Raw genomic sequence first — 5,488 nt, 5'->3', positions numbered from 1 at the left:
GGGACCCTGTGGGAGAGTAGGACGCCGCCGAACAATCATTGTGGGAAAGCCCCGCACCTTCTGGTGCGGGGCTTTTCTGCGTTTACGGGGTCTTTCCCTGGAGGATCACGAGGAGGACGGTGTGGAAGACCAACCGGCAGCGGGAGACCTCACCCGGCGGCTTGATGAGCTGGTGGCCGGCCTCATGGACCCGGACTGCGACCTCGACGACCTTGCCGAGATCGAAGAAGAGCTCATGGCCGCTCGGCGGCGGGAGCTGATTCCGTACGTGGAACGGCATCTCGCGGCAGCCGTGGAAGCGGGCAACTGGTACGCCCGTCATGTGCTCGCCCGGCTCCTGGCCGAGACGGCCGGCCACACGGCCCTCGCCGCCCTGTTGCGGGCCTACTCCCGCGATCTGGGTGACGACCAGGACTCGCTCTCGACCACGCTCCACGTACTCGCGCAGGAGCACCCGGCCGCGGCGCGCGAAATGCTCCTACCGTGCGCCGTGAGCAACGATGAGGACCTCCGCAGGGCGGCGATCTGGCTGCTCGGCTTCGTCCCCGACCCCTCCGACCTCAAGCTGCTGGCCCACGCTGCGCAGGCCTCGGACGAAGGAATCCGCAGCGCGGTCGTGGGCACGCTCGGCAGTCATGGGACAGAGCCGGCGGCCATCGACCTGTTGGTGCAGCTGCTGGATGATCCCTCGCCGCAGGTGCGGATCTCCGCCCTCAGCTCCCTCGGCTTCCTTCAGCCACCCAGCACCCTTCGGAAGATCTGCTCGCTCGCGAACGACGACAGTCCCCGTGTCCGTTCCTGGGTCGCGATCGCCTTGGGCAACTTCTCTTCCCTTGAGCTCGCGGAGCTCGAGGTCTCGGCCGTTCTCGACCAGCTGGCCGCAGACGCCGACCCGTACGTTCGCGACGAGGCCGCCGCGGCCCGTCGGCGCAAGCCCTCCAGTAGCCCGCCAGTAGAGTCGGTCCGGGGAGAAGCTGATCTGGGGGGATCATGACGGCAGCGGGTGCACCGCCCATCGTCTTCGTACACGGGACGCGGTTCAGCGCGGGGCAGTGGAGTCCACAGCTCGCCGCACTCCGGGAGGACTTCCGGGTAGCCGCTGTCGACCTGCCGGGCCACGGCGCCCGCTCCGCCCAACCCTGGAGCCTGGACGCGGCGACGGAGATCATCGCCGCCGCGGTGGACGCGCTCGACTGCGGACCGGCTCTCGTCGTCGGGCACTCACTCGGCGGATACGCCTCGCTGGAGTTCGCGCGGCGCAGCCCCGAGCGCCTGCGGGGGCTGGTCCTCGCCGGAGCCAGCGCCTCGACGCGTGGCCCGTGGGCCACGCCGTATCGGTGGGTCGCCGGGCTCGTCCCCCGCATACCGGCGGCCCGACTGGCCCGGTGGAACGACCGCTTGCTGCGCCGGCTCTATCCGCCCGAGGTGGTGGACGCGACCATCCTCGCCGGCTACGCGTTCCACACCCTGCCGGCCGCATGGGGCGAGGTGCTGGGCCGCTTCGACGCGGGTGCGATGCGTCATGTTGTGGCTCCCGTGCTCATCTTGAACGGCGAGAAGGACACCGTCTTCCGGTCCGGCGAGTCGGACTTCGCCCGTGCGCATCCGCACGCCCGCGTCGAGTTGATCCCACGAGCAGGACACCTCGCGAACTTCGACGATCCCAGTGCCTTCACCGATGCCGTCCGCCGGTTCGCCCTCCAGCTCCCTCCGCGCGGCTGAGCGCACCCGAGCCGGTTCACCAGGAACCCCCGAGATCACGCCCCGGCCCCACCGCGGCCGGAGCACGTACCCTCGCGGGATGCACTCTGATCCGCGCTTCGAGAACCCGCCCGTGCTCCCGCATCTGCCGCACGAGCTGGTGGTCGAGACGCTGGAGCGGGTGCTTCACGACCGCTCGCAGGAGAGTGAGGCGGCGCGCGTCCTGGTGGGAACCGCGTTGAACGACGACGACCGGGAGTTCGTCGAGCGCTGCTGCATGCAGATCGGAACGCGAGCGGTGTCGGGCAGCCCCTTGCTCGGCCTGGCCGGCCTCTGCCTTGGACACACCGCCCGGCGCTTCGGCCATCTCAGTGATGAGGCGCTTGCGCTCGTGGAGTCGCTGGCGGCGCGAGCCGAGGCGGACCCGTCGGATGTGGACGGGCGGGCTCTCGACGGTTTCGACGACGCCCGGAGCTTTCTTCACCTGTGGGATAGCGAAGCGCCGTGAACTGCGGGGAAAAGGGAGTTCAGGATGCACATCCTGGAAGATCCGTCCGAGCTCTCGGAACGGGCGCAGGACTTCCTGCGTCGCACAGCCCGGCGTGAGCGGCCCTCTCGGTTCGGCCTGCCGATAGAACTGTGGCGAGTGCGCGACCGCTCGGGGAAGTACGTCCCCGCTCCCATGGAGCTCATCATCCGGTGCGAGGGGTTCCTCCAGAAGTTCGGTGGTCTGCGCTACGAGGTACGCCACAGCTGGGACGTGGACGGGGAGCGGAACGAGACGGCCCGTGGATGGGAGTACGCCCACTACGGTCTGCAGACAGCGGCCTGGCAAGACCCCCGGGGTGCCTGGTACTTCGAGTGGATCGGCGAGCACGTGTCGAAGCCGTGCCGGGACTTGATCCATACCGACGGCAGTGTGGGCACCGACGTCGACGGCAGCAGCCCCTACCTTCCCGTCGCCCCGTCGATCCCGCATCTCATCGAATCCCATGCCCTCACCGACACCGTCGCGACGTGGAAGCCCTGGCCCATGGACAGTCTTGCCGTCCCGGCCATCGAGCTCCTCGACGGCCTGGCGGAGGTGCCTGAGGCCTCATGGGGTTCCTTGCGGTGGCGACTTTCGGACACCGTTGCCGTCAAGGACTACGACAGCTGGGACCACGAGAACCCCCGTCGCCGGACGCTCGTCTGGTCCCGCGGAGCTGCTGGGCACCGTCATGTGCGGGCGGTCCTCGACGGATGGCAGCTCCACGACCGGAGTGACGCTGGGTCCCTCGGCGGCACGGCCTCTTAGACGACGTCTCAGTTGGTGAGGCGGCTGTGACAGATGAGGGTCGCGGCTATGCCGACGAAGCCAAGGAAGTGTTCGGCCTTGCGTTCGTAGCGGCGGTGGAGCCGGAGGCACCCAGCAAGCCAGGACACAGTCCGCTCGACTACTCACCGGTGGCGGCCGAGCCGTTGCTGGGAGCTGCCGCCATGTGCAGCCGGACGTGGCGACGAAAACGATCGCGGCCAAGACTCCACGGTCGTCAGCCCTGCGCCGTCCGCCGCCTTGTGGCCGCACCGGCGCTTCGGGCATCACGCGAAGGAAGAGCCCCACAAACTGTCTGGCACCAGCTGCCGCACCATCTCCACGCCGAGACAGCGAGGATCCCGAGCAACCGTCGACAGGAGGGGTGCTCGATGCTGGCACGAGCCATTCCCGGCGTCTTCGAGGGGCATGACCGCCATGACCGACTATTTGCAGGCCGTCTTCGCCATGCTTGGCCCAGCGGAGAACCGTTACAACGATCCTGCTGCCTGGCTGCACCTGGAGCAGGAGATCGACAGAAGGCTTCCCGCCGACTACAAGGCGATCGTCGATGCGTACGCCCCCGTCCAGCTCAACGGGCACCTCTACCGTTCGTCCCACCCTGCTGTGCATGGCGGAACTGCTGGAGTACCTCCCCACTGGACCTGACGAGCGGACTCGCGAGGCGTACGGCCCGGCCCGAGACGCGTGAGTTCCAAGCCAAACGAGACGACGTTTTAGAGGAGCCGGCCCGGATCCGTGGATCCTCAGGGGACGAGGACGACCTTGCCGAGGTTGTGGCGCTGTTCGATCAGGGCGTGGGCGCGGGCGGCCTCGGTGAGGGGGAGCTCCGCGTGGACGGCGGTGCGCAGGGTGCCCGCCTCGCGCAGCTGCCAGAGCTCGCGGAGCCAGCGGGCGTACAGGTCGGGCCGGCCGAAGGCGATGGCCCGCATCTGGAAGCCGATGAGCGAGGCGCCCCGGGCCAGGAGCTCGTACGCCTCGACCGTGCCGCCGCCGGAGCTGAAGGCCACCAGCCGGCCGCCCGTGGCCAGCGCGCGTACGGCGGGGCCGAGGAGGTCGCCGCCGACGCCGTCGAGGATCACGTCGTACGGCCCTGCCCAGTCGGCGTCGTCGTACTGGATGACCTCGTCGGCGCCCAGGCCGCGGACGAAGTCCCCCTTGGCGGCGCTGCTGACGGCCGCGACCACGCGGCCCGCCCCGCCGGCCTTGGCGTACTGGAGGGCAAGGGTGCCCACCCCGCCGGCCGCCGCCGTGACGAGGACCGACTCGCCGGGCCGCACGCACCCGGCTTCGTAGGCACCCCGGGCGACGAGGCCGCTGCGCACCAGCGCGACCGCCTCCACGGCGCTCACGCCGTCCGAGACCCCGGACGCCATGCCGGCCTCGAGGACCGCGTACTCGGCATAGGCGTCGGCGAAGCAGAGCCCGGTGACGCGGTCTCCCACGGCGAAGCCGGTGACGTCGGCACCGGTGGCGACGACGACCCCCGCGACCTCCCCGCCGAAGGAGACGGGCCCGCTGCCCTCACGGACCTTGCGGACGGTGGGAAGGGTGACGCCGATGGCCTCGGCCCGGACCAGGAGCTGTCCGGGACCGGCCTGGGGGCGGTCGGCTTCCTCGGCGCGCAGGACGTGGGGCCCACCGTTGACCTCATGGCGGATGCGCAGCACAGAACCTCCGGGGGTTGCGTTCGTTGGGAGCCCCAACGATAAGCGGAGAATCGTGGGGATGCCCAACGAATTTGGATAGGGTGGGCGCATGACCGCCGCCCTCCGCCACATCCAGTCCCTGCCCAGCTGGCTCGTCGGGCGGGTCGCGGCACGCGGCCGGGGTCTGGTCGCGGAGGCGATCGCCGCCGAGGGCCTGAAACTCATGCACCACGCGGTGCTGGCGGCGACGGCGGAGTACGGCCCCGTGGCGCAGGCCGAGCTGGGGCGCCGGCTTGCCGTGGACCCGAAGGACATGGTCGGCATCCTCAACCACCTCCAGGAGGCCGGCCTGATCCTGCGCGCCCCGGATCCCGCCGACCGGCGCAAGAACGCCGTCACCGTCACGACCGAGGGGGAGGCCGTCCTCGAGCGCTGCGCGGCCCTGGCGGAAGCGGCCAACGCCGAGCTGCTGGCTCCCCTGGCCCCCGAGCAGCGGGACACGCTGCTGGCCCTGCTGGCCCGCCTGCACGAGGCCCCGGCCTCGTTTTGACACCCCACGGGCAGGGTTGTAGAGTTAAACGGTTGCCTCGAACTGGACAAGTTCGGCAGCCACCACTCCACAGGGAATCTTCCGCGTGGGGTGCATTCGACTCTCCATTCGGAAACGTTGAAGCCGGGAAATCCGGTGGAAAACTTCTGATAGAGTCGGAACCGCCGGAAAGGAAAAACGCGAAAGCGCGGGACCTGGAAAGCACCGAGGAAATCGGACACGAAAGAGTCTGATAGAGTCGGAAACGCAAGAACACAGAACGAAAGCCCGGAG

7 protein-coding genes and 2 pseudogenes are annotated in these 5,488 nt (G+C 69.5%); 6 read left to right on the top strand and 3 right to left on the bottom strand.

The window, feature by feature from the left end; genetic code table 11:
* Nucleotides 1–121: 121 nt before the first annotated feature.
* The 4 genes from ACZ501_RS34955 to ACZ501_RS34940 all read left to right on the top strand — a co-directional run bounded on the left by ACZ501_RS34955 (nt 122) and on the right by ACZ501_RS34940 (nt 2,998).
* Entirely contained in the window at nt 122–994 is an 873-nt protein-coding gene (locus ACZ501_RS34955; RefSeq protein WP_468800814.1) for a HEAT repeat domain-containing protein, read from the top strand.
* Entirely contained in the window at nt 991–1,722 is a 732-nt protein-coding gene (locus ACZ501_RS34950) for an alpha/beta fold hydrolase (RefSeq protein ID WP_468800811.1), read from the top strand. Before ACZ501_RS34955 ends, ACZ501_RS34950 begins: the two co-directional genes overlap by 4 nt.
* Nucleotides 1,723–1,801: 79 nt before the next feature.
* Nucleotides 1,802–2,209 (top strand): hypothetical protein, encoded by a 408-nt coding sequence (locus ACZ501_RS34945; RefSeq protein ID WP_468800808.1) that lies wholly within the window; start codon nt 1,802–1,804, stop codon nt 2,207–2,209.
* Between the two features lie 24 nt (nt 2,210–2,233).
* Nucleotides 2,234–2,998, top strand: coding sequence for a hypothetical protein (locus ACZ501_RS34940; protein WP_468800805.1), 765 nt, complete (start codon nt 2,234–2,236; stop codon nt 2,996–2,998).
* An 8-nt stretch (nt 2,999–3,006) separates the two neighbouring features.
* Here ACZ501_RS34940 and ACZ501_RS34935 read toward each other — a convergent pair.
* Together ACZ501_RS34935 and ACZ501_RS34930 are read right to left on the bottom strand one after the other, a co-directional pair.
* Nucleotides 3,007–3,165 (bottom strand): annotated as a pseudogene (locus tag ACZ501_RS34935) (IS5/IS1182 family transposase); the annotation flags it as partial.
* A gap of 55 nt (nt 3,166–3,220) precedes the next feature.
* A pseudogene (locus ACZ501_RS34930) lies at nt 3,221–3,283 on the bottom strand (hypothetical protein); the annotation flags it as partial.
* Nucleotides 3,284–3,424: 141 nt separating this feature from the next.
* Here ACZ501_RS34930 and ACZ501_RS34925 point away from each other — a divergent pair.
* Nucleotides 3,425–3,664 (top strand): hypothetical protein, encoded by a 240-nt coding sequence (locus tag ACZ501_RS34925; protein ID WP_468800803.1) that lies wholly within the window; start codon nt 3,425–3,427, stop codon nt 3,662–3,664.
* A gap of 98 nt (nt 3,665–3,762) precedes the next feature.
* Here ACZ501_RS34925 and ACZ501_RS34920 read toward each other — a convergent pair whose 3' ends face one another.
* The gene (locus ACZ501_RS34920) at nt 3,763–4,686 is read right to left on the bottom strand and encodes a quinone oxidoreductase family protein (RefSeq protein ID WP_468800800.1); all 924 of its coding nucleotides are present in this window, start codon (nt 4,684–4,686) and stop codon (nt 3,763–3,765) included.
* Between the two features lie 88 nt (nt 4,687–4,774).
* Between ACZ501_RS34920 and ACZ501_RS34915 the strand changes: the two genes are divergently transcribed.
* Nucleotides 4,775–5,215 carry a MarR family winged helix-turn-helix transcriptional regulator gene (locus ACZ501_RS34915; RefSeq protein ID WP_468800797.1) on the top strand — a complete coding sequence of 147 codons (441 nt, stop codon included), beginning with the start codon at nt 4,775–4,777 and terminating at the stop codon, nt 5,213–5,215.
* Nucleotides 5,216–5,488 lie beyond the last annotated feature (273 nt).

Source organism: Streptomyces sp. NPDC034085, assembly GCF_055575555.1.
Note: the sequence above shows the minus strand (reverse complement) of the source record. Positions and strands in the feature narration are given on the sequence as shown.